Origin of the sequence: Mycobacterium neglectum (genome assembly GCF_002591975.1) — a bacterium.
GTDB lineage: Bacteria > Actinomycetota > Actinomycetes > Mycobacteriales > Mycobacteriaceae > Mycobacterium > Mycobacterium neglectum.
In genome coordinates this window covers 1-23,505 of the sequence record NZ_NVQE01000056.1, presented here as the reverse complement: position 1 = coordinate 23,505, position 23,505 = coordinate 1, and the positions used below count along the sequence as shown (strand labels likewise).

The following is a 23,505-nucleotide window of genomic DNA, read 5'->3' as shown; positions in this document are numbered from 1 at the left end:
GCCCATGAAGGTGGAAGTCGACCTGGACAAGTGCACGGGCCACGGCATCTGCGAATCGATCGCCGACGAGGTGTTCGAGGTGTCCGATGACGGCGTCGTCGTGATCCACGACAACGAACGGCCCGAAACCGACCGCGACCGGATGCAGCAGGCCGTCACCCAATGCCCTGTCGCCGCGTTGCGGCTCGCCGACTGAGCACGCCGCCACCCGCGACGGCCTGTGGGCGTCTATCGTTTCGCCATGAGGTGGATTCAGCTCGCCTTCGCCCTGCTCGCGGTCACGCTGGGGCTGGGTGCGTTGGCCGGCCGCGGCGCAGTGCCGGAGACGGTCCACCGCGCAACCGAGTTGACAGAGCAGGTCGGTCCGATGGTCGGCGTCGAACCACCGGATGCCGCGCTGGCCAACGATGCGGTCGTCGTCGGCGCGGCGCACAGCGTCGTCAAGGTCACGAGCACCGCTCACTCATGCATGACGATCACGACGGGCAGCGGCTTCGTCGTCGCGAATGAGAAGGTGATGACCAACGCGCACGTGGTGGCGGGCGCCGACAGCTTCACCGTGTCTGTCGACGGTCAGGACCTCGACGCCGCCGTCGTGGCCTACGATCCCAACGCGGATATCGCCGTCCTGCAGGTGCCCGGGCTGCAGGCGCCGCCGCTGGACTTCTCCCACGAGGTCGTATGGAGGGGCACAGACGCCGTGGTGCTGGGATATCCGGGTGGGGGGCCGTTCGCCGCCCACCCCGCGAGGGTCCGCGAGGTCATCTGGCTCACCGGTCCCAATATTTATCGGTCGACATCCGTGCGACGCGAGGTGTACACGATCAGAGGCAAAGTGGGGCAAGGAGATTCCGGCGGACCGCTGATAGACACCGACGGCAGGGTGATCGGCATCAACTTCGGCGCGGCGGTCGAAGATCCTGAAACCGGCTTCGTGCTCACCACGAACCAGGTGTACCCGCATGCCGTCAATGCGGTCGCGTCGGAGCCGGTCCCCACCGGCGGGTGCGTGCGCTGACGGTTCAGCGACTCGGCATCGGCCGGACCAACACCGACTCCTGGATCGCGCCGACCGCTCCGGACTCGTCGAACAGCGTCCCGATCGTCGTGCCGATCCCGTCGGGCCCGTAATTGGTCTCGGCGCGGATTCCGATCCATTCGCCCTCCGGAATCCGGTGCACGTGCACGACCAGGTCGGTGTTCATGAACGTCCACTTCCTGATGTCGAGCTTGGTGCCTATGCCATTGGCGTCGTCGGCAACCGCGAACAGCCGCTCCAGCGCCGTCATGGACTCGCCCTTGACGAGGTCGACCTCCGGGCGGATCCAGGACTCGCCGGGCCCGTCGCTCATCGGCTGGGTCAACCACCGCCAATCGAGGCTGTGCACGTAATTGCGATCCCAGTCCTTCTTCATGTCGCGGCTGCGCGCTTCGGCGAGTGGCCGCAGCGGTGGCGCGGACGTGCGAACCACCTCGGCCGTGTCGATCGTCTTCAGCCGCCACCCACTCGCCCGGGCCACCGCTCGGGGCTCACCATCACGCCCTGGGGCCAGCATCTCGGCGCTGACCAACTCGATCTGCTTGCCGGAGCGCTCGATTCGAGATCGCACCCACAGACCCCCTTCGGCGGGCACCGCGCCAAGCAGGTCGATCATCACGCGGCTCAGCCGGGTGTCGGCGCGCACTTCGCATTTCTCGAGCGCGCGCACCAACAGCGCCGAGACCGGCGCACCGTGCTGGATTTCGGCAGTCCATGTGCTGCGTACCAGATCGGTCGCTGCGAACTTCTCGCCGAGCGGGTCGGCACCGTCGACCAGTTCGTAGTACGAGTCGCTCACGGCAGCCCGGCTCCCGGGATATCCACGGTCATCGCATCGAGGCGTGACTGCTTGGTCCCGATCAGCCGCTGCGGATAGGCGTCCGTACTGGAGAGCAGGAAAAGAGTGCGCCGCTCCGGTCCGCCCAGCGCGCATGCGATCGCGGTGCGGTCGCCCATCTCGATCCGGTCGGTGATGGTGCCGCCCGCCTCGATCCGTTCGAAGGCGTGTGCCAGGGTCATCGCCACCCAGACCCCACCTTCGGCGTCGAGGCAGATGCCGTCGGGCGGTCCGTCGAGTCCTTCGGCGAATATCCTTCGGTCGCTCAACGATCCGTCGGCCCTGATGCTGAACGCGGTCAGTCGCCTCCCGGTTGACTCCGCAACGATCAACGTCGTGCGGTCGGGCGTGATCACCATTCCGTTGGGGAAGTCGAGGGTCTCGGCGACGATCGCGATCGAATCGTCAGGATCGACCCGCGCGATGACGCCGCCCTCGCGTGCTTGGGATCCGATGTAGGCGCGACCGGCGTTGTCGATGACCATGTCGCCCAGCGCCGCGGGCACGACGTCGGACAGATCGGCGACCTCGTCGAGGGTGTACCCGTCGTAACGCAGCAGTCGGCGCTGCTCGCCGGACACGATGAGTAGCGTCCCGTCGGGACGGAACCCGAGCCCAGAGGGGTGGTGACCGGGCAGCGGGAGGGTCGTGAGGTCACCATGGAGGTTGACCGTGTGCACCGCCTCGCCCAGCATGTCGGAGAACCAGAGCAATCCCTCGAACCACCGCGGGCCCTCGCCGAAGCAGAAACCTTCGGTCAGTGTCGTCAGCGTGTCGGCACCTTTACAAATCACGTCACAAGTGTCACGCTCGCAGGGTGCGACTGTCAACTAGGTGCTGGGTGTGAAGAAGTTCCCCGGCCACACACTTCTCTATCTTCACGAGACGATTGCGCTGGGTGAGGGCCGAAGTGGGCAATTCACGGAGGTCTTCGGCGACGTCTATCACCCGATGATGGAGGACCTCGGCGCGCGCCTGTTCGCGATGTGGGAGAGCACGCCGTACAACGGGCACTGGCCACAGGTGACGATCATCTGGGAGATCGACGCCTTCGCGGACTACGCGCGTCTCGGTAGGGCGCAGGCGCCGGGTGGGAGCCACGCCGATGCCGCGGCGCAATGGTCGACATTCCTGGCGCAGATCCGCGCATCCGGTGAGGGCCGGATCATGTACGCCGGAAAGTTCAACAGGACACTCGCGCAGTTGAAGGAAGCGCAGTTCGGGGCAGGGCTGGTGATTCAGGAGATCATGCAGACCAAGCCGGGCCGTCAGGACGACTACATCCGGGAACTCGAACGGCTCTATGTGCCGTGGTCGGAGAGCACCGGAAAGCGTTGGCTCGGTTCCTTCATCACCACCTTTCGCTTCAACGAGGTCATCCACTACTGGGCGTTGGACGGCGACTGGGACTGCTTCGAAAACCACTACCCGTCATGGAAAGACAGCCCGCCTGCTGAAATTGTCACCTGGATGAGCGTGGCGCCTGCGCTGCGCGACGGGTGGGAGGATTCGATATTGCAGGCACTACCCGCTTCTCCGCTGCAATGAGTTCTCAAGCGAAGCAGATGATGCAGAACTTCTCCTACGATCCTTTCGACCCCGCGGTGATGGCCGACCCACCGTCGTACTACCGGGTGCTGCGCGACGAACATCCGGTGTATTACATCGACAAGTGGGACACCTATGCGGTGTCGCGCTTCGACGACATCTGGCAGGTGCTGGGGATCAACGACGGAACCTTTGTCGCATCTGAGGGAACCTTGCCCGCGGCAACGGTTTTGGCAAAGCACAACGACGGCCCGGTGGCCGATCCACCCCTGCACCCATTGCCGTTCCACGCGAACTTCGACGCCCCGATCTACGACTCGGTGCGGCGCTGCACATCGGGCCAGTTCCGACCGAAATCCGCGGCGAACCTGGCTGACCGGATCCGAACCATCGCCAACGAGCGGCTGGACGACCTGTTGCCGCGCGGCACGTTCGACCTGACCCAGGATTACGGCGGCATCGTCGCCGCCTCGGTGGTCTGCGAATTGTTCGGGCTGCCAGTTGATCTGGCGCCCGATGTGCTGGCTACCGTCAACGCAGGCAGCTTGGCTCAGCCGGGCAGTGGAGTAGAGGTGGCCAACGCGCGGCCCGGTTATCTGGAGTACCTGGTCCCGATCATCGAGCGCCGACGGGCCGGAGACGGCGACGGGGTGCCGATCGCCGACAACCTCATCGGTTACCGCCTTCCCGACGGTTCGGCCCTTTCCGATATGGAGGCAGCCGTGCAGATGCTCGGCGTCTTCATCGGCGGCACGGAAACGGTGCCCAAGATCGTCGCGCACGGGCTCTGGGAGTTGGGCCGGCGACCCGAACAGATGACCGCCGTACGTGCGGATCTGGACGCCAATATCCCGGTCGTGCGCGAGGAGATGATCCGCTATTGCGCACCGGCGCAATGGTTTGCCCGCACGCTGCGCAAGCCGTTCAAGATCCACGGCACGACGATGAATCCCGGCCAGCGGATCATCACGCTGCTGGCATCGGCAAGCCGCGACGAGCGCGAGTACGCCGATCCCGACGAGTTCATCTGGGACCGTCGCATCGAGCGCCTGCTGTCGTTCGGCCGCGGGCAGCATTTCTGCCTCGGTGTTCACGTGGCCCGGCTCGAGATCGCCATCTTGGTGACGGAATGGCTCAAGCGAGTGCCGGATTGGCGGATCATCAGTGAGGGTGCCGCGCGCCCGCCGTCCAGTTTCCAGTGGGGCTGGAACAATGTTCCTGTCGAGTGCCGGGTGGAGGGCGTGTGACATGTGGGCATACCGACTTGTTGCGCCGTACACCTTTGAGCGACTGGATGTTCCCGACAAGACTGCCGACGACGTCGATGACCGTCACGTCCTGTTGCGTTTCATGGCCGCAGGTGTCTGCGGCAGCGACCTGCCCCCGTTTCGGGGCGTGCGCGGCAAGATCGCCGGAGACACCGGGCTGAATGCGGCTGAGATGGTGGGCTTCCCGGTCCACGAAGTGGTCGGTGAGGTGTTGGCCAGCCGCCACAGCGACCACCGGGTGGGGGACCGGGTCGTCGGGTGGGCCTCAGGCTTCGACGGTCTGATGGGGCTCGTGGTGGCCGACGGCGGCGGCCTGGCGCCCTACGACCCGGCATTGAGTGCCCAGCATGCCGTCGCACTGCAGCCGCTGGCCTGCGTTCTCTACGCCCTCGAACAGCTGGATCTCGAGGGACAACATGTCGCCGTTATCGGCCAGGGTTCGATAGGATTGTTGTTCTCCTATGCGGCAAAGGCTCTGGGCGCGCGCCATGTGACCGGTGTCGACCCCGTCGATCGGGATGGCGTCGGCAAGGAGTTCGGTGTCGACACCATCATTCGCACCACCAGCGACCGCTGGGTCAGTCATCTGGAGCCGAGCGATCGGCCCGACGTCGTGATCGAGGCCGTCGGCCACCAGGTCGCGACGCTCGGCCATGCCATCGACGCCGCGGCGCCGGGTGGAACAGTGCTCTACTTCGGCGTGCCCGACGACGACAGCTATCCGATCAGCATGCGCGCCATGCTTCGCAAGAACCTGACGCTCAAATCCGGTGTGACTCTTGAGCGGCGACGAGTCCTCGGTGCTGCCGACGATTTCGCGAAAAGCCATCCGGAGTTGCTGGCCGCCTACGTCACCCACACCTTCGGTGTCGACGAGGTGCAATCGGCGTTCGACTTGGCCAGTAGGCCCGTTCGGGAACGTGTGAAAATCGCGATCACCGCATGACCGGCCGGTTGCAGGAGGCTCTCGCCGCGAAGCCGCACGTCTGGGGCGGATGGGTGGTGGGGCCGACGATCATCGGCCCAGAAGAGTTCGCGCGGGCGGGCTACGACTACGTCGGGTTCGACCTCCAGCACGGCTACCTCGACGACGCGGAGGTCGCACTGCTGTTGCGACGGCTGGAGCACGTTCCGATCGCGACCGCGGTGCGACTGCCGTCGGCAGATCCCGCGCCGATCGGTCGCGTCCTCGATGCCGGTGCCGACGCGGTGATCATCGCGATGGTCGAGTCGGCCGAGACCGCCGCCGCCGCGGTGGCTGCCACCCGCTACGCACCCGTGGGGGTGCGCAGCTTCGGACCGTTGCGGCCCGACATCGGGCTCGACCCAGCCGGACACGAAGCCGGAGCGAGCGTATTTGCAATGATCGAGACCGCACGAGGGCTGTCTGCACTCGACGAGATCTGTTCCGTGCCGGGGCTATCCGGCGTCTACGTCGGTCCGGCCGATTTGGCGATCTCGCTGGGGGAGAATCCGATCACCGCGCTGACCACCCCGACGGTGCTCGATGCCGTGGCACGTGTTCATTCGGTCGCCTCCGATGTAGGACTGGTTCCCGGCATTCACGCCAACGCGGGTAAGCCCGGGAAGGCCATGGCCGAACTGGGTTTTCGAATGATCACACTGGCATCGGAGTCGCAGGCGCTGCGGCGCGGCGCAGCCGAGCATCTAAGGGAGGCGCAGTGACCGACCGCGTGGCACTGGTTACCGGTGCGGCCCGCGGACAGGGTGCGGCGATCGTAGAGCGATTGCATTCCGAGGGTTTCCGGGTCGCTGCGGGTGATGTTCGCATCGACGAACTGAAGGTGAACGTGGACGCCTACGGCGACAACGTGATCGCCGTCGAACTCGATGTGACCTCTGCGCAGCAGTGGGACTGCGCGGTGCGGGCCACCGTGGAGCGCTTCGGTTCGCTGTCGACGTTGATCAACAACGCCGGGGTGCTGCACCGGGCGTCGCTCGACGATGAGACTCCTGAGGGCTTCGAAGGCAGTTGGCGGTTCAACTGTCTGGGACCGTTCCTGGGAATTCGAGCGTCGCTGCAGGAACTGCGGCGCGCTGATGGCGCCGCGATCGTGAACACGGTGAGTACCGGTGCCATTCGGCCGTTCCCCAACCACACCGCCTACGGATCGTCGAAGTGGGCGCTGCGCGGGCTGACCCAGGCTGTCGCCGCTGAACTCGCCCCCGACGGTATCCGTGTCAACGCGGTGTTCCCCGGTCCGATCGCGACGCCGATGCTGGACGACACGACACAGAACAGGTTGACGACCACGTTCGGGCGGCTGGGGGAGCCGGTCGAAGTCGCGAACGTGGTGGCTTTTCTGGTATCCGATAAGGCGTCCTTCATGACGGGTTCCGAAATCGTCGTGGACGGAGGGCAATGCCTACGGATCGGATGAACCTGTCGGTGGGAATCATCGGTGCCGGCCCCGGCGGCCTTGCGCTGGGGATCTTCCTGAGAAGGAACGGTTTTCGTGACTTCACGATCTTCGACCGGGAGGACGGCGTTGGCGGCACCTGGCGGATCAACACCTATCCGGGCCTGGCCTGCGATGTGAAGTCGCATCTGTACTCGTATTCTTTCGACCTCAACGCCCGCTGGTCGCGCCTCTGGTCCGGGCAGCAGGAGATCCTGGGATATTTCGAGCGCTGCGCGCAGCGCCATCGACTCGGGCAGCATCTGCAGCTGAACACCGAGATCACCTCGGCCCGGTGGGACGCCGAAACCAAGACGTGGGAACTGAGCACCAGCAGCGGCGAGCAACATTCGTTTGACGTGGTGGTCTCGGCGATCGGCCTGTTCACCCAGCCGGTACTTCCCGATCTCGCCGAGGAGGAGCCGTTCACCGGAACGCTGATGCACACCGCTCGTTGGGATCACTCCGTCGACCTGACGGACGCCCGGGTCGCCGTGCTGGGTACCGGATCGACGGCGGCACAGCTGATCCCCGAGGTCGCGAAGGTGGCCAAGAAGGTCTATTCGGTGCAGCGCTCGCCGACCTGGATTCTGCCGAAACCCGACCGCCCCTACACCGATCGCGAAAAGTGGCTGTTCGCGCACGTCCCGTTCGCCAAGAAAATCTATCGGACGCGGTTGTGGCTGCGCAGTGAGTCCAACATCGGTGTGATCGAGAACGGCAGCGACAATACACACGAGTTCAGGGACATCGCGCTGCGCACCCTTGCAGCCACGGTGCCCGATGAAGAGTTGCGCAGCAGGCTGACTCCCGAGCACCCGTTCGGCTGCAAGCGGCTGGTTTTCGCGACGGACTATCTGCCGACCCTGTCCCAACCGCACGTCGAGGTGGTGTCCAGCCCGGCCCGGGCCCTGCGCGCCGGTTCGTTGGTCACCGCCGACGGCCGTGAACTCGACGTGGACGTGGTGCTGTGTGCAACGGGCTATGCCGCGGCGGACTACCTGGGTCAGATCGACGTCGTCGGCGAGGGTTCCACCACGCTGCAGGAGATATGGCGCGACGGCGCTTTTGCCTATCTGGGCATGGCGGTCCCGGGATTCCCCAACTTCTTCATGCTCTACGGTCCGAACACCAACGTCGGGTCCAACAGCGTCATCTTCATGCTCGAGGCGCAGGCGCATTACATCGTGCGCGCGCTGAAGTACATGCGGCGCAGGCGCAAGACCTACGTCGCGGTGCGCAGCGCGACGATGACGGATTTCATCGCCAGAATCGACGAGTGGATGCAGGGCACCGTGTGGCTTACCCGGTGCAGCAACTACTTCCGCGCACCCAACGGACGAGTCGTGACGCAGTGGCCACGCAGCGCGCGGGCCTTCTGGGGAATGACGCGCCGCTTCCGGGCGGCCGAGTACACCTTCGAACCTCCGGCGCACCCGCCCGCCGTCGAGGTGAGATCACACCCGGCGATGGCTGGATCGCCGGCTCGGCCGACGGGCTAGACCATGTCCGCTGATACCGACTTCTTGCCGCGGCTCGATCCCGCATTGCGCCACCTGGCGGCAGCCAGGACCGATCTGTCGCCGAACCTGCTCGGCGTCGTTCGCGACTCTCTCAACCAGCGCCGTGGCGAGACATCGAGAGACGTCAATACAGCTGGGGTGGAGATCGAACAGCGCGAGGCGGAATCGGTGCCGGTGCGGATCTATCGCGGCGCCGCAGCCCCCTCGCCGGCGGTGATCTACTGCCACTCTGGGGCTTTCGCGTTGGGCAACCTCGACACGGATCATCGGCAGTGTGTCCAGTTCGCCAGGCAGGGAAGCTGCACGGTCGTCTCGGTCGACTATCGACTGGCCCCCGAACATCCGCACCCTGCAGCGCTGGAGGATGCGAAGACGGCGCTGAACTGGGTGGCGGAGAACGCGTCTGAGCTGGGTGTCGACCCGGGTCGGCTCGCGGTCGCGGGCAGCAGCGCGGGTGCGGCACTGGCCGCTCGCCTTGCGCAGTGCGCCGCCGACGGAGCCGCGCCGTCCATCGTGTTCCAGTTGTTGCATCAACCCGTGCTCGACGATCGGCCGACGCCGTCGAAAGACGAATTCGTCACCACACCCGGATTCGACGGCCCGGCGGTCGAGCAGATGTGGCGGCACTACCTCGGTCACGGACAGCATGTCGGCGACGGAACAGTGCCCGTGGATGCCGCGCCCGGTCGTATTCGCGAGTTATCCGGTGTCGCAAGCGCGTTGATCACCTGCTCGGAACTCGACCCGCTGCGTGACGAAGCCATGGACTACGCGCTGAGGCTCATGTGGGCAGGTGTTGCCACCGAACTGCACGTGTTCCCCGGCACCTGCCACGGATTCGACTCGCTAGTCCCGGACTGGGAGACGAGCCAGCGTCTGTTCGAGATGCAAGGAACCGCGCTGCGTAAAGCCTTGTGCTGACAATTTACGCGCCCAGTTCCCTGGCGACCGCGGCGTGATACGCGTCGATATGCGCCGGGTTGACCATTCGGAAGAAGCCGTCGCTCAGCGGGGCGTGCCGGTAGCCCTCGATGGTCATGGTCCTGCTGAAGAGCGTGACGCCATCACCGGGTTGGGTGAACTGATACTCGATCGTCATCCGTCCTTCGAGTCCGCCGTCGCCCTGACTGTCGTGTCCAAGGCGCCCGATGGAGCTGAAGACGAACAGTGTGGGCCGCACGGCCATCGCCAGCTGCCACGTGAAGACTCGGTCCTTAGCGGGATCGGGGTGGGCCTCGTCCCAGGTATCACCGACCTGTAGCGGCAGCCGGTTCGGGAGGTTGCGGATATCCGGACCACCCGGGTACGTCTTGGTCCAGTTGGCAGGGTTGGTCACGAAGTCGTAGATCGCCTCGGGTGATTGGCTGAATGCCGTCTCCGAGCTTGTGGTGACGATGCCCACGGACATGCTCCTTCGGTTTACAGTTCGCTGATTCCCATGAACAGCACGGTGATTCCGACCGCCACGAGGATGACCGCCGACACGTGCCCGCTGCGTCGGTGCAGCCACTCTTTGAGACGGGTGAGTTGGTCGGCGGCGCGCGCGCCGACCGCGATGTAGGTGAGCACCGGGACCGCGACCGTCGAACTGGCGACCGCCGAGTAGTACGCGACGGCGCCACTAGCCCCCGCGATGCCGATACCTGCGGTGCCGATACCTGCGGTGCCGATGAGCAGCCCTGCTGCCGCGGTTGCGGCCAGCATCTTCGGATTCGTCAACACCAGAAGCGCCCCGATCGCCGTTGCGCCGACGGGGGTCAGCCGGCTGAATCTGCTGAGCCACGGCGGTTCCTCGGTCATCCGATCTCGCCGCAACCAGACCCACATGCCGATCCCCAGGAGTATGCCGCCGAGAACGATCAGTATCCGTGGCGAGACCGGCCGGTTGAGGCTGCCGATCAGCCGGGGCGCCTGCAGGAATGCGGCCGTTACTGCGGCGAGGGTCAGCAGCCTGCCCAGGAGGAATGCCACGCCGTTGGCCAGGGCGCGATCGGTATGGAGCACCAGGAAGATGGCGATGATTATCGAGAACGGCGATATCGCAACCACCATCGCCGGTGCGAGAAGTTGGCCAAAAACGGACGACATCAGGCATGACTTTACAGATCAATCCGAAAGTGTCACGCTCGGTGAGTGGACTTCTCCCGCGTCGAACTGTCTCCTGACGACCAGGTGTTCCAGGACGAGCTCCGGGCATTGCTGACGACCCTCGTCACCGATGAGGTCATCCGGCGAGACCGCGAGTCGGGCGAGAACTTCGACGAAGGCGTCCACCTCGCGCTCGGGGAGGCCGGCTACCTGGCCGCCGAGTTCAACGACGAAGCCGGCGGTGGGTTCAATCGCCTCCGGCGCCGCCTCTGGAACCTCGAGATCGGCAGGGCCCATACCCCGTGGTTCCATTGGGGCACGACGGCGATGGTGGCCCGGGCGGTACGGGATTTCGGTTCGCCCGCGCTCCAGGACGAGGTGATGGAGCGAGCTCTGTCGGGCCGGATTCGGATGTGCCTTGGCTACACCGAGCCGGAGGGCGGGTCCGATGTTGCGACCTGCAAGACGCGCGCGGTCCGTGACGGGGACGGCTGGATCATCAACGGCTCGAAGATGTTCACCTCCAACGCGCAAAACGCCTCGTACGTATTCCTGATCACCAACACCGATCCGTCCGCGCCGAAACATCAGAGCCTGACCATGTTCCTCGTTCCGTTGGACTCGCCGGGTGTCGAGATTCAACCGCTGCGCACTGTCGACGGCGACCGCACCAACATCACGTACTACAGCGATGTGCGCGTCGACGACAGATACCGCCTCGGTGAGGTCAACGGCGGCTGGACCGTGCTGCGCGACGCGCTCAACGACGAGCACGGCACCGTCGCACGCGCCGCGGACGGTCTGCAGAAGGTGGCGGCCATGGCGGAGCATCTCGTGTTACTCGCCGAGGCCATCGACAAGGTCGCAGCGCTGGCAGACGACGATGATGCGGTGAAGTATCGACTGGGTCGCGGAATCGCGAGGATGGAAGCGGCGATGAGCACTCCGGACATGTTCGGCCGCGTTGCCAACGCGCAGACCATGCGCGATGTGTCCTTGGAACTGATGGACATCCAGGGAGCGGTTTCCACACTTCCCGTCGACGCGCATGGCGCTCAAGCCGACGGGGGAGCCGAGTACGTCTTCCGGCTCGCAGGGCCTACCGGCATTTACGGCGGGACCCTCGAGGTGTTCCGCAACATGATCGCCCAGCATGCGCTTGGCCTCGGGCGTCCCGCCTACGCGCCGCCGGTGGCCAAGGCGAAGTATGCGTGATGGCGTGCGCTTCGCCGAGTGTGGGCTCGATGCACACATTGTCCGCAAAAGTGTGCGGGTAACCCACGTTCGCGCGAAGGACCGGATCTAGAGTTTCGCGATTACCTCGGCGGTGAGCAGGTCGAGTGTCTCGTCGGATCCGCGGTCGTGAGTGAACAAAACGATCTGGCCGAATCCCAGCTCCTGCAATTCGTGCAGGCGGTCGACGATCATTGACGGTGTGCCGACGAGGCCGCCCTCCTTGAGGCCGAATGCCGGTATACCGAAACGCTTCTCGGCCAGGTGGCGCACACCGGGCAGCGATGCGTCGTCGGCGGCGACCGCCATGACCGCCTCGATCGACATCACGATCGTCGATGGGTCGCGGCCGATCTCGCCACAGATCGATCGCAGCACCGAGATCTTGTGCTCGAGTTCGCCCAGCGCATACGTCGGGACGTTCCAGACGTCTGCGTAGCGCGCGACCAACGGCAGGGTGTACTTCTCGCCGACCCCGCCTACGACGATCGGCGGTCTTGGCTGCTGCACCGGACCGGGTTTGATCGGCATGTCCTTGACGACGAAATGCTTTCCGGTGAAATCTATCGACTCGTCGGCGAAAGCCTGATGCAGAATCTGCAGCGTCTCGCCCAGGCGTTCAGACCGCTCGACGAATGACCCCCACGCCAACCCGAGGCGGGAGTGTTCATCCTCGATGGAACCGCTGCCGATGCCGAGTGCAAGCCTGCCAGCCGATATCTGGTCCAGCGTCGTCGCCATCTTGGCCAGGACTGCCGGATGACGGAACTGGTTGCACAGCACCATGTGTCCGACCCGGATACGTTCGGTGCGGCTGAGCAGTGCGGTCGCCAGCGTCCACGCCTCCATGGACGGGTAGTCCGGCATCCCCGGCGCGTAGAGGTGGTCGTAGAGCCATATCGAGTCGATGCCGAGTTGCTCGCAGCGCAGCGTGCGATGCAGGATCTGGTCGTAGGTGAAACCCATCTGCGGCAGATAGACCCCGATCTCCGGCTTGTTCATGATCGCAGCTCCAACCTTCCATGGGTAATGGTCGTCGTACCGTTCGTGACCGCCTCGAAGGCAAACGAATGTTCCGATATGCCAAAGGCATTCACGGTGAGATCGCACTCCAGGGGAGTGGGCGATGCGAATCGCACCGCAACCCGCCGAACCCGACCGGGGTCGTCGACGCCCAACACGCCGAGCAGCCGGTGAGTGCAGATCGCCATCGTGCACAGGCCGTGCGTGAACACGAAGTCGAAACCGGCCGCGCGGGCCACCTCGAGGTCGAAGTGATGCGCCGACCAGTCCCCGGACACCTCGGCGTAGCGATGCGCGACGTCGGAATCGATGTGGTGGGTGACGGATCCGAGGGGGTGCGCTCGGGCGTCGTCGGGGAAGCCGTGATCGGCCGGTGTGCTGCCGAGGTCGGCGACGCCCTGAAGTCCGAGCAGCACCATCGTCCACCACTGTTCGACGGCGATCGCCCCGTCGGCGTCGACCTGTTCGAACCGCATCACGACCCGTGTGCCCGCCCGTGTTGTCCGGACCGCCGATATCTGCGACCACGTCTGCAGCGACTCACCAGGGGCCAGCGGCCGGTGCAGCACGATGTCGTGTGCGCCGTGTACCCCGCCGCGGACGCGCTGCCAGACCGACTCGGGCAGATCGCCTCTAGCTGCCTCGCTGGGGGTGGAAACGAGGATTGCCGGAAACACGGCCGGCATCGTGAGTCCGGCCAGCACCGATGGCGTCGGGTCGCCTGTCGCACCGGCATAGCGGGCAATGGTGTCGGGGTCGAGACGACCGGGGAACGGGCCGTGCCTGGCGCCGGCCACCAGCGACACGACGGTCTCGCTCATTCCCGGTGACCCTCCTGCGGCGCGAACGCTGTACTTTCCGTGATTCGCATGGTAACGACATTCTCAGAAAACGAGAAGATTGTTCTAAGACGGAGTACACACATGCGGTTCACGTTCACTCATCCGATGCACAGCCATCCCTACAACCCGGAGCTGGTGACGGGTTCGGGCATCGCCACCGTCGCGGCGGCCGCCGAGGCGGCCGGGTTTCATGGATTCGGATTCACCGATCATCCTGCGCCCTCGCAACGATGGTTGGAGTCGGGCGGACACGACGCGGTGGACCCGTTCGTGGCGATGGGCTACGCCGCCGCGCGCACCACGACGCTGCGGCTGATCCCGAACATCGTCGTGCTGCCGTATCGCAATCCGTTCGTGGTGGCCAAGGCGGGCGCGACGCTCGATCTGCTGTCCGAAGGGCGGTTCACGCTCGGGGTCGGCGTCGGCTACCTCAAGCGGGAGTTCACCGCCTTGGGCGTGGACTTCGAGGAACGCGCGGCGTTGTTCGAGGAAGCCCTGGAGGTGATCCGGGGTATCTGGACCACCGACGACTTCTCCTTCGAGGGCAAGCATTTCAGCGCCAAGGGCATCACTGCCCATCCGAGGCCGGTGAGCACACCGCATCCGCCGATCTGGATCGGTGGAAACACGTCGGCCGCGCGCAAGCGTGTCGTCAATTACGGTGACGGCTGGTGCCCGTTCCCCGCGCCGGCGATGCTGGCTCAGACCGCGCGCACGGCGGTGATGGATTCCGAGGTGCTGGCCGAAGGTGTCGAGGATCTGCGTCGCCGGTTCGACGCCGCGGGCCGGGATTTCACGGGCATCGACATCACGTTCACCAACGCCGACGGCGGCAGCCCCGGCAGCGACGAGTTCAACGCCGACGCCTATCTCACCGGTTTGGAAAAGCTTGCGGCGGTGGGAGTCACGTGGGTGCAGGTAGGGTTGCCTGGCGACAATCTGGCGCACGTGCTCGAGACGATCGAACGCTTCGGCAGCTCGGTGATCAAGGCTGTGAGTTGAGCGGGATCAAGCCGCGGTCAGCTTCAGCGGTAGCCGCTCGTGTCGGCGGATGATGTTGTTCGGCGCCCACGTCGGCGGCGCCACCAACTCGATCCGGTCGACCCTAGCGACGAGAGCCCGCAGCATGGCCTGGGTTTCCAGCCGCGCCAACCCCTGTCCGGCGCAGGCGTGCGCTCCATGGCCGAAGCCGAGCTGACGTGCGGCGTCGCGCCGAATGTCGAAGCGTTGGGGCGACTCCCACTCGCGGTCGTCGCGGTTTGCTGACGCGTAGATGATCAAGACCCGTGCACCGGCAGGGATCCGGTGTCCGGAAATGTCGGTGTCATGGCGCACGTGGCGAGAGAACGCTCGCAACGGAGATTCGTAGCGGACGACCTCGTTGACGGCGCCTGGGATCAAGGCCGGATCCTCTTTGAGAAGCCGCCACTGATCGGGGTGTTGGGCGAACAGGTGCAGCGCGTTGGAGATGGCGCTGATCGTGGTGTCCAGGGACGGTGCGATGTAGTCGATCATCAGCGCTGCCAGCTCTTCGTGCGGTACCCGGCCCTCATCGGCGGCCAGAAGTACTTCGTGACCGACACTGCCCTCGCTGAGGGTGCGCTCACGGACGACACGTTTGGCGTAGCCCAGCATGCGCAACGACGCGGGTAGTGATTTCAGTGCCTGCCGGTTCATCGGCCCGAGGATGTCGAATGTCGCTGCACCCCAAGGCAAGAGGTTCTCGCGTTGCACACGAGGCCAGCCGATGAGGTCAGGGACGACGGCCATCGGCAACGCGCACGCCAGATCCTCGACGCCGTCGACCTCGTCGCGCCCGAGTGCAGCGTCGACCACGCGGCCGGCCTGCGCTTGCACGTCGTCCTCGATGCTGCGCAGAGCGCGGGGGAGCAAGCGATGCGCGACGAGCTTGCGGCGCTGATCGTGTTCGGCGCCGTCGCTGCTCAACGTGGTGCCGCGGGAAAGGCGGTTGGTCAGCTTGTTCAGTGCGACGCCTGCGCCGGAGACGAAGGTCTTGTCGTCGCGCAGGACTGCCTTGCACTCGGTGTACCTCGGCAGTGCATACACCCGGTGCCTGGACAGCCACACGACGGACCCGAGCCTGCGCAGCTTCGCGTAGTGCGGGTGTGGGTCGACGATGGCATCGGTCGTGTAGATGCTCGGTCGATGGACGGGAACACCTTTGGTCACTCTAGGCATTCGATCGAATTCTCGTGTGCGGGCGGAAGGTCGGAAACCGCTCGCAGATCCTGCCCAGGTCGCGACCCGCGTACATCACCGTGCGGTCGGGCCGGATGATCGCCGCGGTGACGCGGGCATGGGTCAGGTAACCGGCGAGTTCGCTGTCGGGGTTGGCGATGTGAACCAAAGCGCCGCGCTCGTCGAGTATCGCGCGCTGCGCGTCGGTGGGCGTCTGGCTGGTGACCAGCGCGAAGCCATCGCCGAGGACACTGTCGAGCCTGCGCCCGTCGGCAACGACTGGATTGGGGCACAGCGTTCCTGCGAGATTCCGAGCAGTGCGCCTGCGGTGGACGAACGCAGAGCCGCACAAGGCGGGTGTGCGGCCTTCGGTCAGTTTGTTCCGGAGTCCTGGGACGAACCTGATGCGCGTGACGACCAGTCGTCGCATGAGATTGCCGAACTCGCCGCCGGCCGTCATCGCCCACCCGACACCCAGTGCGAGCCGAATCATGTGCCGAGCGTGCGGTATGCGTTCCTGCTCGTAACTGTCGAGCGCAGTACGAGGAAGATCGCCTGCGATGACGGCAGCGAGCTTCCATGCGAGGTTCATCGCGTCGCGCACACCCGCGCCCAGACCCTGTCCGATGAACGGGGGAGTGAGATGGGCGGCGTCACCCAACAGGAAGATGTTTCCACGTCGCCACCGGTCGGCCAGCTGCGCTCGAAAGGTGTACTCGGTCACGCGAAGCAACTCGAGTTCGTCGTCGCAGACGCGCGAGATCCACGGAGCCATCAGAGGCCTCAATGCCGCGAGTGTGCCGAAGGCGGCGACCGACTCGCCCGGTAGCAGCCGGAACTCCCAGCGGTAGCGTGTCGGCCCGATCCTCATATAGGTGCCCGCCCGCTCGGGGTCACACACCTGATGGACGCCCTCCCACTGGTCGAGCTCGGCACCGGTGGCCACGTCTATGACCAGCCAGCGCTGCTCGAATCTCATATCGCGCATGGCAGATCCGATATGTCTGCGCACGATGCTGTTGGCGCCGTCGCAGCCCAGCACGTAATCCGCATCGACCGAATGCTCGGAGTCGTCGGTGCGATCGAGATACGTGACCCGCGTCCGCCCGTCGCGTCTTTCGTCGATACGGGTGACAACGACGTTGCCCCGTAATTCGGCGTTTGGATATCGCTTCAGATTCGTCCGCAGCAGCATCTCGAGCGCTGGTTGGTCGAACATGTTCGCCTGGGGGAATCCATTCTCGCTGAGCGTGGTGTCGCGTTGCCATTCGGCCAGAACGCGCATCGCGGGATCGAGGAGTCGCAGCCCCTGTGCGGGTCGCGAGATCGCGGCGAACTCCTCGGCGATGCCGAGGCGTGCCAGGACGCGGTAGATCTCATCGTCGAGATGGACTGCACGTGGCTGCGCATAGACGTCGGCCCACCGATCCAGGACCAGTGCGCTGATTCCATACTGTGCCAACAGGGTTGCGGCGGTGACGCCGGTGGGTCCTGCGCCCACGATGACGACGGGGTACGAGGTCTCCCTCGTCACGAGTACCTCACGGCGGTGCGCTGGGTGCCCAGATCGATGGTGCCGTCATCAGTCGCGACACCGAGCTCGACGACATCGCCGTGCTTGAGGTACTTGGCGTTTTTGGCTTGGCGCTTGAAGAACGCTTTCCACTTGACCGCGGGAGGCAATAAAGAACCGATGATCTCGATCGGTTTCGGCGGGGCGCTGAGCGCCGTGCCGACAGGAGTGCCCGTCATGATGAGATCGCCCGGGGCCAGATCCTGGAATCGGGCGAGCGATTCCAGTGCCTGCACCGGACGGTAGAGCATGTCGTCGCCGACGATCATGTCCTGGCGAATCTCACCGTTGACGCGCAATTGCAGACGCAGATCGGTGAAGCGCTTCAACTCGTCGGCGTCGACCAGCACCAGTGCCGGTCCAACCGGCGTGAACGTCGGATAGGACTTGCCCTCGTAGAACTGCGTCTGGGGCAGCTGAATGTCGCGGGCCGAGACGTCGTTGGTCACAACAAGTCCGGCGATGTAGTCAGACAGTGCTGATTCCGAGATCTTGGTGCCGACGGGGATGTCCTGCCCGATCACCAGGCCGATTTCGACCTCGTAGTCGAGCAACTTCACGTGGCCGGGCTTGACGATGTCGTCGAACGGGCCACTGATCGATGCCGACGACTTGCGGAAGAAGGTCAGCGGGATCGATGCGGGGTCCATGCCGGCGTCCTTGACGTGCGACGCGAAGTTCGTCATCTGTGCAACGACGCGGCAGGGTCGCGTCACCGGGGAGAGCAACGTCAACGATTCAACCGGCACCGTATCGGTGCTGTAAGCGGCCCATTCGATGGCTTCGCGGTCGGTGATCAGGTCGCGGGTGGTGGTTGCGGTGGTGGCGATTTTCGCTGCACCGGCAGGAGTCTGGACCCACCAGGCGTCGGCGGTACGGAGAATGGACGTGGTCATGAAGTGGCTACTTTCAGCAGGCCGCGAAGGCGGGTGAGGGAGAATTCGTTCTTGGTGCGGAGCGCGGTGACCATCGAGAGCGCCTCGTGGGGAAGCGCTTTGGGGTTGATGCCAAGGAAGTCCTTGGTCACCGCCGGTCCCCATTGAGACAGGCCCGACGCCGTAAACGGTGCCCAGCCCGGCTCCAGCGTGTTGTCGAACATGTCGCCGTCGGCGAAGTGCTCGACCAGGAATCCATCGGGGTCGCGCCAGTAGTCGAACAGCTGGCTGCCCTGGATGTGACGGCCGATGCCCCACGACCGGAAATAACCACGCTCGCGAAGGAATTCGCCTCCGGCGGCGAGTGCGTCTAGGTCGCACACCTGGTACGCGGAGTGCACGTAGCGGTTGACCGGCCCCAGTGTCATCGCCAGGGTGTGGTGATCTGTGGGGACCGCTCCCCGGTCGCAGCGCATGAAGCTCATGACCGGGCCGCGGTCGCGCTGGTCGGGGTAGTAGAGGAAGTCGCTGACGATCATGCCGAGGGTATCGAGGTACCAGTTCAAGGCCTCGGTGTACCTGGTCGACGAAACAACGACGTGTCCGAGTCGTTGAACGCCGGCCGGGGCGCGGGTCGGGCGTTGCGTGGCGTTGGTACGTGTGACCCGGTCGCCGAAGTTGAAGACATGCGCTTCCTGGCGGGGCAGCGCGGGCAGCGTGTGCATGCCCGCAACCACCTTGACCGGAAGTCCGCTCGGGTCTACCAGCTCGGTCGACACACCGCCGATGGATTCGGGTAGTGCCGTCACGGCCGTGCCCGTTGCGTCGGCGAGGCGTAATACGTCGACTTCGTCCTGGGCGGCGAACGCGGTTCCGACGAAGCGGGAGCGGGCGCCCCGGCGCACGATCACACATGCCGCGCCGGGATCGGCGCCGCGCAGCTGCACCTCGTCGCGGGTACGCAGCGCGGTGGCGAAGCCGAACGCCTGCGCAAACGATTCCGCCCGCATGAGGTCCGGTTTCTCGAACTCCAGCCACGCGATATCGGCGACCTTGATCACCGGATTTCGCGACCGTCCGGGATGCTCACCGACTCGGGCCCCCTGCTCGCTGTGCAGGTCACTGTGGGTGCCGACGACGTCGCTCATGCGTCACCTCCCCTTGCGATTCAACTGACTGACGAAATCGTCACATACGACGTAACACTCAGTCAAGAGATTCTGACGAAATCATCAAAAGTGATGAAAGCTGCTATCTTGGGTCGGTGAGCGATCAATCGGAGGCGTCGGTGAATCGCCTGGAGCGGCGTAAACAGCGCACACGCGCGGCGTTGATCAAGGCGGCACAGAGCTTTATCGCCGCGGGGAAGGTCAACGTGCCCGTCCTGGAGATCACGCAGGCGGCGGATGTGGGGATGGGGTCCTTCTACAACCACTTCGAGAGCAAAGAGCAGCTGTTCGAGGCTGCGATCACTGAGGTGCTCGACACCCACGGCGCGCTGCTGGACGAGCTCACATCATCCATTGAGGACCCCGCCGAGACGTTCGCCCGCAGCTACCGGCTTACCGGGCGGATGTTCCGCCGTCGTCCGGACGAGAGTCAGATCCTGCTGGCGAACGGTATGACGCTGTTGGCATCCGAGAAGGGGCTGGCGCCACGCGCCCTGCGTGATATCCGAGAGGCCAACCGGGTGGGCCGATTCACCATCAAGGATCCCGAACTCGCGTTGGCCATGGCGGGTGGCGCACTTCTCGGGCTGGGCAATCTGTTGCGCAATCAACCCGAGCGCGACGACGCCGAAGCGGCCGACGCGGTCACCGAAGACATCCTGCGGTTATTCGGACTGTCTGCCGACGAGGCTCGTGAAATCTGCAGTCGCCCATTGCCCGATCTCGATGGCCTCACCGAAACTGAAGATATGCAGGCTATTTCGCGTAGAGCACCTGCATAAGTTCAGTTTCAGCGCCGAGAACGGCTAGAAGGACGCAACCGTAGGCAACGCGGTCAAGCGGGGGCCGCGGCCCGCGTTATAGCCTGCGAACTCAAGGCCGGGGCAGTTCCGCGACCACGTCTATCTTTTCGGGGTCGAAGCTGAAATATCCTCTGATGGGCAGGGTTTCGGGCAGCGGCTCTTCGTAACTCCAGGCGACGTCCTCGATGACCCCGGTGTCCTCGCGAACCGCAGACCAGTAGGTCGCGTAGCCCTTGTAGTTGCAGTAGCTGCTCGTCTCCGAGCGTCGCAGCAGGTCGGTGCGCACCAGTGAGGGGGCGACGTAGAGACGCGGTTCGAGGGCCGTTTCGAAGACGATCACGGTGTCGGTCGTGTCCACCAGGACCTCGTCGCCGAGCGCGACGTGCAGTCGGCGATCGGTCGGCCGGCAGTCGACGCGGTGATACGGATTGGGCGGATAGTGGACGAGGCGCCGGCCTTCCTCCAGCCACGCATCGACGGCATCCCATGGCACCTGGACGAATCCATGAGCCTCGGCCACCGGCTCAACGGGCAGGTCCCCGACCTCGTCAACCGGGAACGCGTAGCTCAAGGGTCGGTCTGGCCGGTGCACCAACAACGCCCGCTCGGTGTCGATCACCGCGTGACCGCCTCGCAACGCCTGCACTCGGCGACGGTGGGGTTCGACGAAAACCGTGCCTGCAGCCAGTGGCGGCGAGAACCATCCGGCGGGATCCGCGCTCAGCGGACCGCGTCCGGTGACGAGACTCATGACTCCAGCTTTACCCGAACCCTCGACGATCTTTGGCGAAGTGGTGTGACTTTGCCAACGAAGGAGTGTGATTGGCAGACACAGCGGGTACGACGGCGGACGGGGTGGGATGTGAAACGACTCAACGGCGTCGACGCTTTGATGCTGTACAGCGAGACGCCCGAGATCCACATGCATACGCTGAAGATCGGCGTGCTCGACGTGTCGGGTGTCGATGGCTTCAGCTTCGAGATGTTCCGGCGCGTGGCCTATCCGCGATTGATGGATCTGGCACCGCTGCGCTACCAACTCGTGGATATCCCGATGAAGTTGCATCATCCGATGTGGGTGGAGAACGACGACATCGACCTGGACTACCACCTGCATCAGGTGCGGGTGCCTGCGCCCGGCGGCCGCCGGGAACTCGACGCGCTGATCGGTGATATCGCCAGCACACCGCTGGACCGCGACCATCCGCTGTGGGAGATGTATCTGGCCGAGGGACTGGCTGAGAACCGCGTCGCAATCATTCACAAGGTCCACCACGTCCTCGCTGACGGCGTCGCCTCGGCCAATCAGATGGCGAAGGCGATGGAACCGCACGAACCGGTGGAGGTCCCGCCGAGGACACTGCCCGTGTCGTCGCGCAGTCGCTTGAGCCTGCTCAAGGGCGCGGGAGCGGATCACGTGGGGTTGATCCGCAAGCTGCCGCGGCTGGTGAGCGAGACTGCCACGGGGGTGTCGCGGGTGCGTCGGCGGTCCAAGGAACGCGGGGAGCATCCGGATCTGGCCCGTAACTTCGCGCCGCCGCCGTCCTTTCTCAATCACGTGGTGACACCGACACGGCGGTTCGCCACGGCGCCGCTGGCGCTGTCTGATGTGAAGGAGACCGGCAAGCACCTGGGCGTCACGTTGAACGACATCGTGTTGGCGACGGTCGCAGGTGCGCTGCGTCGCCTGCAGCTGCGTTACGACGGAAAGGCCGAATCGCCATTGCTCGCCGGTGTTCCCGTGAGCACCAATCCTTCTCGAGAGCGGTTGGCGGGCAACGAATTCACGTACATCACACCGTCGTTGCCGGTGCACATCGAGGATCCGCTGGAGCGGGTGCGGCTGACCGCGTTGTCCACGGGCATCGCCAAAGAGAATCACCAACTGCTCGGACCCGCGGTGCTGCCGGCATGGATGTCCTACCTTCCGCCTGCCATGGCGCCAGGAATATTCCGCCGCCAGGCCAGGCGAGTCGAGTCGGCAAGCGTGTTCAACCTGACGGTGTCGAACGTGCCGGGGCCCCGCGATCGGGGCTTCATCGAAGGCGGCATGGTCACCGAGATCTACTCGGTCGGACCGGTGGTGGCAGGCAGCGGGATGAACATCACGGTCTGGAGCTATGTCGACCAGCTCGCGATCTCGGTACTGACCGACGATGTCACCCTCGCCGACCCTCACGAGGCAACCGACGCGATCATCGATGCGTTCGTCGAGATTCGCGAGGCGTCAGGCCTATCGGGCGAGCTGAGGGCCGTTGGCGCCGCGATGCCGATGGCCGCCGCGGTGGGGTGACCTCCCGCTACGCCTGTTGAGCCATCCCGCCAAGGTTTACAGATCCTCAGAATCCGTCATATCGGACAAAAAGTCAGCCTTTACAGATCCTCGGGAAAGTGTCACGCTTCGTATGTGCCTCTGCCCCTCGACGAATCGAATCCCATCGGGAGCCGTCGCTATCAGCTGACCGTGGTTGCCGCGAGCATTGTCGACCTGGTCGGATCGGCCGGCGGGTGGATGTGTGACAAGGCAAGAGCCGGCTGGGACGTCAGGGTGGTGCTCACCGACGACCAGGACACGCGGCCGCTCGCGATCCTGGGTGCGGCGCCACTGGACGTCGACACAGAACTGTCCGACATCATGCAAATGGCCTCACACGGCGGTGCGCTCGCGGTCAGCGCGGGCGTACTCGCGGACGATCAGATCCGCGCAGGCGTGCTGGGCATCCTGAAGCGCGGACTGACCCAGGTGACCGTGTGGGGCCAGGACTGGCCGACCGAATTCAGCCGCAAGGCCAACCCCGTCGAGCACCGACTGAGTTCGGCCGCTCGCGCCTTCAAGGCACATGCCCTGGGCGCGGCGACGATGTCGAAGAGTCCGATCGCAGGAACCGAGACGCTGTTCAGCCTCGGCGCGGACGCTTTACGCCCCCTGCACTCCGTCTAGGAGGGCGCTGAATAATCGGCGTGCCTTCTATGAAATGGGCGTTGAGCTGGGATGATGAGTTGATGCAGGGCATGGAGCGCGCTGATCGGGAACTGTTGGATGCCCAGGCGCTGGTCGGTCATC

Annotated in this window: 25 protein-coding genes; 14 read left to right on the top strand and 11 right to left on the bottom strand. The window is 65.0% G+C overall.

The genetic code is table 11. From position 1 onward, the window contains the following. The first annotated feature begins 4 nt into the window (after window positions 1–4). On the top strand, window positions 5–196 hold the full coding sequence (locus tag CSQ99_RS27695) for a ferredoxin (protein WP_099042199.1): 192 nt from the start codon (window positions 5–7) through the stop codon (window positions 194–196). A 45-nt stretch (window positions 197–241) separates the two neighbouring features. Continuing rightward, complete coding sequence (locus CSQ99_RS27690; protein ID WP_281258519.1) at window positions 242–1,018, top strand: MarP family serine protease; 777 nt, start codon at window positions 242–244, stop codon at window positions 1,016–1,018. Between the two features lie 4 nt (window positions 1,019–1,022). On the opposite strand, the gene CSQ99_RS27685 is transcribed toward CSQ99_RS27690, so the two are convergent. Continuing rightward, window positions 1,023–1,838 (bottom strand): thioesterase family protein, encoded by an 816-nt coding sequence (locus CSQ99_RS27685; RefSeq protein WP_099042197.1) that lies wholly within the window; start codon window positions 1,836–1,838, stop codon window positions 1,023–1,025. Further along, window positions 1,835–2,671 (bottom strand): SMP-30/gluconolactonase/LRE family protein, encoded by an 837-nt coding sequence (locus CSQ99_RS27680; RefSeq protein ID WP_245909124.1) that lies wholly within the window; start codon window positions 2,669–2,671, stop codon window positions 1,835–1,837. Before CSQ99_RS27680 ends, CSQ99_RS27685 begins: the two co-directional genes overlap by 4 nt. 49 nt (window positions 2,672–2,720) lie before the next feature. On the opposite strand from CSQ99_RS27680, the gene CSQ99_RS27675 reads away from it, so the two are divergent. The 7 genes from CSQ99_RS27675 to CSQ99_RS27645 are packed head-to-tail and all read left to right on the top strand — an operon-like array spanning window position 2,721 to window position 9,557. Next, on the top strand, window positions 2,721–3,425 hold the full coding sequence (locus tag CSQ99_RS27675; protein WP_099042209.1) for an NIPSNAP family protein: 705 nt from the start codon (window positions 2,721–2,723) through the stop codon (window positions 3,423–3,425). Continuing rightward, window positions 3,422–4,672, top strand: coding sequence for a cytochrome P450 (locus CSQ99_RS27670; RefSeq protein ID WP_099042196.1), 1,251 nt, complete (start codon window positions 3,422–3,424; stop codon window positions 4,670–4,672). The genes CSQ99_RS27675 and CSQ99_RS27670 overlap by 4 nt, the downstream gene beginning before the upstream one ends. Before the next feature lies 1 nt (window position 4,673). Beyond that, window positions 4,674–5,639: a zinc-binding dehydrogenase gene (locus tag CSQ99_RS27665; protein ID WP_099042195.1), complete on the top strand. Its 966-nt coding sequence runs from the start codon at window positions 4,674–4,676 to the stop codon at window positions 5,637–5,639. Continuing rightward, on the top strand, window positions 5,636–6,379 hold the full coding sequence (locus CSQ99_RS27660) for an HpcH/HpaI aldolase family protein (RefSeq protein ID WP_099042194.1): 744 nt from the start codon (window positions 5,636–5,638) through the stop codon (window positions 6,377–6,379). Before CSQ99_RS27665 ends, CSQ99_RS27660 begins: the two co-directional genes overlap by 4 nt. Beyond that, window positions 6,376–7,095, top strand: coding sequence for an SDR family NAD(P)-dependent oxidoreductase (locus tag CSQ99_RS27655; RefSeq protein ID WP_099042193.1), 720 nt, complete (start codon window positions 6,376–6,378; stop codon window positions 7,093–7,095). Before CSQ99_RS27660 ends, CSQ99_RS27655 begins: the two co-directional genes overlap by 4 nt. After that, window positions 7,077–8,615: a flavin-containing monooxygenase gene (locus CSQ99_RS27650; protein ID WP_099042192.1), complete on the top strand. Its 1,539-nt coding sequence runs from the start codon at window positions 7,077–7,079 to the stop codon at window positions 8,613–8,615. Before CSQ99_RS27655 ends, CSQ99_RS27650 begins: the two co-directional genes overlap by 19 nt. 3 nt (window positions 8,616–8,618) lie before the next feature. Continuing rightward, window positions 8,619–9,557, top strand: coding sequence for an alpha/beta hydrolase (locus tag CSQ99_RS27645; RefSeq protein WP_099042191.1), 939 nt, complete (start codon window positions 8,619–8,621; stop codon window positions 9,555–9,557). A gap of 4 nt (window positions 9,558–9,561) precedes the next feature. Here the strand turns inward: CSQ99_RS27645 and CSQ99_RS27640 are convergent, their stop codons facing one another. Together CSQ99_RS27640 and CSQ99_RS27635 are read right to left on the bottom strand one after the other, a co-directional pair. Beyond that, the gene (locus CSQ99_RS27640) at window positions 9,562–10,038 is read right to left on the bottom strand and encodes an SRPBCC family protein (RefSeq protein ID WP_099042207.1); all 477 of its coding nucleotides are present in this window, start codon (window positions 10,036–10,038) and stop codon (window positions 9,562–9,564) included. A 17-nt stretch (window positions 10,039–10,055) separates the two neighbouring features. Further along, window positions 10,056–10,724, bottom strand: coding sequence for a GAP family protein (locus CSQ99_RS27635; protein WP_218014621.1), 669 nt, complete (start codon window positions 10,722–10,724; stop codon window positions 10,056–10,058). A gap of 45 nt (window positions 10,725–10,769) precedes the next feature. On the opposite strand from CSQ99_RS27635, the gene CSQ99_RS27630 reads away from it, so the two are divergent. Continuing rightward, window positions 10,770–11,939 (top strand): acyl-CoA dehydrogenase family protein, encoded by a 1,170-nt coding sequence (locus CSQ99_RS27630; protein ID WP_099042190.1) that lies wholly within the window; start codon window positions 10,770–10,772, stop codon window positions 11,937–11,939. Window positions 11,940–12,026: 87 nt separating this feature from the next. On the opposite strand, the gene CSQ99_RS27625 is transcribed toward CSQ99_RS27630, so the two are convergent. Together CSQ99_RS27625 and CSQ99_RS27620 are read right to left on the bottom strand one after the other, a co-directional pair. Beyond that, window positions 12,027–12,959, bottom strand: coding sequence for an LLM class flavin-dependent oxidoreductase (locus CSQ99_RS27625; protein WP_099042189.1), 933 nt, complete (start codon window positions 12,957–12,959; stop codon window positions 12,027–12,029). After that, complete coding sequence (locus tag CSQ99_RS27620) at window positions 12,956–13,801, bottom strand: MaoC/PaaZ C-terminal domain-containing protein (protein ID WP_099042188.1); 846 nt, start codon at window positions 13,799–13,801, stop codon at window positions 12,956–12,958. The genes CSQ99_RS27625 and CSQ99_RS27620 overlap by 4 nt, the downstream gene beginning before the upstream one ends. A 102-nt stretch (window positions 13,802–13,903) precedes the next feature. Between CSQ99_RS27620 and CSQ99_RS27615 the strand changes: the two genes are divergently transcribed. Further along, on the top strand, window positions 13,904–14,824 hold the full coding sequence (locus CSQ99_RS27615; protein WP_099042187.1) for an LLM class F420-dependent oxidoreductase: 921 nt from the start codon (window positions 13,904–13,906) through the stop codon (window positions 14,822–14,824). Window positions 14,825–14,830: 6 nt separating this feature from the next. Here the strand turns inward: CSQ99_RS27615 and CSQ99_RS27610 are convergent, their stop codons facing one another. The 4 genes from CSQ99_RS27610 to CSQ99_RS27595 are packed head-to-tail and all read right to left on the bottom strand — an operon-like array spanning window position 14,831 to window position 19,617. Next, the gene (locus tag CSQ99_RS27610) at window positions 14,831–16,021 is read right to left on the bottom strand and encodes a cytochrome P450 (protein WP_099042186.1); all 1,191 of its coding nucleotides are present in this window, start codon (window positions 16,019–16,021) and stop codon (window positions 14,831–14,833) included. Next, complete coding sequence (mhpA, locus tag CSQ99_RS27605) at window positions 16,014–17,555, bottom strand: bifunctional 3-(3-hydroxy-phenyl)propionate/3-hydroxycinnamic acid hydroxylase MhpA (RefSeq protein ID WP_099042185.1); 1,542 nt, start codon at window positions 17,553–17,555, stop codon at window positions 16,014–16,016. Before mhpA ends, CSQ99_RS27610 begins: the two co-directional genes overlap by 8 nt. Continuing rightward, entirely contained in the window at window positions 17,552–18,490 is a 939-nt protein-coding gene (locus tag CSQ99_RS27600) for a fumarylacetoacetate hydrolase family protein (protein WP_099042184.1), read from the bottom strand. The genes mhpA and CSQ99_RS27600 overlap by 4 nt, the downstream gene beginning before the upstream one ends. Then, window positions 18,487–19,617, bottom strand: coding sequence for a VOC family protein (locus CSQ99_RS27595; protein ID WP_099042183.1), 1,131 nt, complete (start codon window positions 19,615–19,617; stop codon window positions 18,487–18,489). The genes CSQ99_RS27600 and CSQ99_RS27595 overlap by 4 nt, the downstream gene beginning before the upstream one ends. Window positions 19,618–19,733: 116 nt before the next feature. Between CSQ99_RS27595 and CSQ99_RS27590 the strand changes: the two genes are divergently transcribed. Continuing rightward, entirely contained in the window at window positions 19,734–20,420 is a 687-nt protein-coding gene (locus CSQ99_RS27590; protein WP_099042182.1) for a TetR/AcrR family transcriptional regulator, read from the top strand. A gap of 91 nt (window positions 20,421–20,511) precedes the next feature. Here the strand turns inward: CSQ99_RS27590 and CSQ99_RS27585 are convergent, their stop codons facing one another. Next, window positions 20,512–21,192 carry a DUF427 domain-containing protein gene (locus tag CSQ99_RS27585; RefSeq protein ID WP_099042181.1) on the bottom strand — a complete coding sequence of 227 codons (681 nt, stop codon included), beginning with the start codon at window positions 21,190–21,192 and terminating at the stop codon, window positions 20,512–20,514. A gap of 111 nt (window positions 21,193–21,303) precedes the next feature. Here CSQ99_RS27585 and CSQ99_RS27580 point away from each other — a divergent pair, with 111 nt between their 5' ends. Both CSQ99_RS27580 and CSQ99_RS27575 read left to right on the top strand, forming a co-directional pair. Continuing rightward, entirely contained in the window at window positions 21,304–22,734 is a 1,431-nt protein-coding gene (locus CSQ99_RS27580) for a WS/DGAT/MGAT family O-acyltransferase (protein WP_099042180.1), read from the top strand. 114 nt (window positions 22,735–22,848) lie between these two features. Continuing rightward, window positions 22,849–23,382 (top strand): hypothetical protein, encoded by a 534-nt coding sequence (locus CSQ99_RS27575; RefSeq protein WP_099042179.1) that lies wholly within the window; start codon window positions 22,849–22,851, stop codon window positions 23,380–23,382. Window positions 23,383–23,505: the final 123 nt, after the last annotated feature.